A 2471-nucleotide genomic window follows, 5' to 3' on the forward strand; every position below is an offset into this window, starting at 1 on the left:
GCCGTGCCCGTGGTTCGCCGCGGGCGCGGGTTCTCGTCCGCAGAAAGGAGCTTCGATGCAGGTTCTCGTTCGAGACAACAATGTCGACCAGGCCTTGCGTGCGCTCAAGCGGAAGCTTCAGCGCGAGGGCGTGATGCGCGAGCTCAAGCGGCGCAGGGCTTATGAGAAGCCGTCCGAGCGCCGGGTCCGCGAGAGGGCGGACGCCGTCCGCCGGGCCCGCAAGGCGGCGCTCAAGCAGGCGCGGCGGGAGGGTCTGATCGCCGCTCCACGCGCAAAAAACAGCTCGCTGCGCGCTGGAAGCGGGGCCGCCGCGCGTTGATTTCGATACCAATTCGCCTCGATCTGGATTAAGGCGCCCGCGCGGGCCAAAAAACAACCCGTAACAACCCGAGAGAAGATCACCCTTGAAGAACCCCAGCGACCGCAGCTTCACCGACCGTCAGGCCAATTCCGCCAAAGCCAAGCAGGCGCTCCTCGAGCGTTTCAAGGCACGGCCCAAGGCCGATGACCCGGTCATGGTGCAGCGACGTGAGGAGCGGGAAGCCATCGCCCAGGCTCGCGCCGAGCGCGAAACCGAGAAGGCGAAGATCCGGGCCGAGAAGGAGCGCCTCGAGGCGCTCGAGCGCGCGCGGATCGAAGAAGAGAAGCGCCAGGAAGAACTCGCTCGCGAGGCGGCCCGCAAGGCGGAGCAGGCCAAGCGCGATGCCGAGCGTCCCCGCAAGGTGCTGCTTGAGGCCGTGCAGTACATGCAGCTGCGCACGGCCGGCAAGCGCCGCTGACGCGTCTCTCGTTCGGCCGGGATTGGCCGGACGTCAGGAATTCCGCACAATCACAGATGCGATTTGGGGCGCCGAGGGCGCCCCTTTTCATATCCGCTTAACTGCAATAGCGGTCCGCCATCCCGGTAGTGGCGCGTCTGCAGGCAAAAATGCCCGCCTTCTCATACGTTCTCCTATCGGCAAATCCGTCGCTGCAGATTAATGTGCGCGCGGGTTGAACCTTTTCCCCGCTCGCCGCGACGAATGGATGCGAGCCGGGATGCTTGGCCTTCGAGGGGCGATGCATACGGAATCGGACGAGGATCTGGTCAAGCGGATCGCCTCGGGCGACAGGCTCGCGATGAAGGTGCTGTTCTCGCGGCATCAGGTGCGGGTCTATCGTTTCGTGCTGCGGCTGGTCCGTGACGAGACGCTTGCCGAGGATGTGATCAGTGACGTGTTCATGGATCTCTGGCGACAGGCCGATCGTTTCGAGGCGCGCGCCTCCGTCTCGACCTGGCTGCTCGCCATCGCCCGGAACAAGGCCTGGTCGCTCCTGCGCAAGCGCCGCGATGCCGAGCTGGACGAGGACTTCGCCGAGAGTATCGAGGACGAGGCCGACGGCCCCGAGATCGTGCTGCAGAAGCAGGACAAGGGCCTCGCGATCCGGGCCTGCCTCGAGCGCCTGTCGGCAGAGCACCGTGAGGTCATCGATCTCGTCTATTACCACGAGACCTCCGTCGAGGAGGTCGCGCGGATCGTCGGCATTCCCGAGAACACCGTCAAAACCCGGCTTTTCCACGCCCGCAAGAAGCTGGGCGACATGCTCAAGGGCGCCGGCATCGACCGTGGCTGGCCCTGAGGCCTGCGGTCCCATGAGGCGCGGCGCCGCCGCCGAAGGAGTTGCGTGATGAGCGACAGCATCGCAAGCGATCCGAAGCGCCGCGAGCTCGAGGAGCTGCTGCCCTTCTACGCCAACGGCCGGATCGCGGAAGCCGACAAGCGCCGCGTCGAAAGCGCGCTCGCGGCCGATCCGGAGCTCGCCGCCCGGCTCGATATCATCCGTGACGACATGGCCGAGACCGTTCTGCTCAACGAGAGCCTCGGCGCGCCGTCGCCCCGGGCTCTCGAGAAGCTGATGGCCGAGATCGAAGCCGCGCCACGCCCGGCCCCGCTCCTGGCGCGGGCGAAGGACAGCATCGGTCAGGGCTTCCTCGGCTGGCTAGCCGGCCTGCTGGCGTCGCAGCCGCCGCGGCGACTCGCCTATGCCAGCGCAGCTGCGATCGCGCTCATCGCCTTGCAGGGGCTCGCGATCACCGGGCTGGCGATCCGGGATGGCGGCGCCGGCTTCCAGACCGCGTCGGCGCCCGGGGCGCTGGCTTCCGAGCGCTACGTCCTGCTGAGCTTCGCGCCCGAGGCGAAGGCCGGCGAGATCGCGGCCTTCTTCAAGCGTTTCGACGCCTCGGTCGTCGACGGGCCGCGCGCGAACGGCTTCTTCAAGGTGCGCGTCGGCGACGCCTCGCTGTCCTCGGCCCAGGTCGATGCGATCGCGGCGCGGATGAAGAGCGAGAGTGCGATCGTCAACTTCGTCGCCCCCGCTCCGTGATGCGGCTGGCGCCCGCCATGGGCGCCATGGCATGATGTTGCGCGGCAGGAGGGTCGGGCCATGCTGCAATCGGTTTTCGCGGGCAGGACGGTGCTGACGCGGCGCCT

4 protein-coding genes are annotated in these 2471 nt (G+C 67.5%); all 4 read left to right on the top strand.

Translation table 11 applies throughout. The features are described from left to right. Positions 1-55 precede the first annotated feature (55 nt). The 4 genes from rpsU to ACIPIA_RS14210 all read left to right on the top strand — a co-directional run bounded on the left by rpsU (position 56) and on the right by ACIPIA_RS14210 (position 2364). Positions 56-319 (top strand): 30S ribosomal protein S21, encoded by a 264-nt coding sequence (gene rpsU, locus ACIPIA_RS14195; RefSeq protein ID WP_400510478.1) that lies wholly within the window; start codon positions 56-58, stop codon positions 317-319. 85 nt (positions 320-404) lie between these two features. Beyond that, the gene (locus ACIPIA_RS14200) at positions 405-779 is read left to right on the top strand and encodes a DUF6481 family protein (protein WP_400510479.1); all 375 of its coding nucleotides are present in this window, start codon (positions 405-407) and stop codon (positions 777-779) included. A 280-nt stretch (positions 780-1059) separates the two neighbouring features. Continuing rightward, positions 1060-1620 (top strand): sigma-70 family RNA polymerase sigma factor, encoded by a 561-nt coding sequence (locus ACIPIA_RS14205; protein WP_400510480.1) that lies wholly within the window; start codon positions 1060-1062, stop codon positions 1618-1620. 48 nt (positions 1621-1668) lie between these two features. Continuing rightward, entirely contained in the window at positions 1669-2364 is a 696-nt protein-coding gene (locus ACIPIA_RS14210) for an anti-sigma factor family protein (protein WP_400510481.1), read from the top strand. Positions 2365-2471 lie beyond the last annotated feature (107 nt).

This window comes from Allobosea sp. CER48 (assembly GCF_044752385.1).
In the GTDB taxonomy this organism is placed as follows: Bacteria; Pseudomonadota; Alphaproteobacteria; order Rhizobiales; family Beijerinckiaceae; genus Allobosea.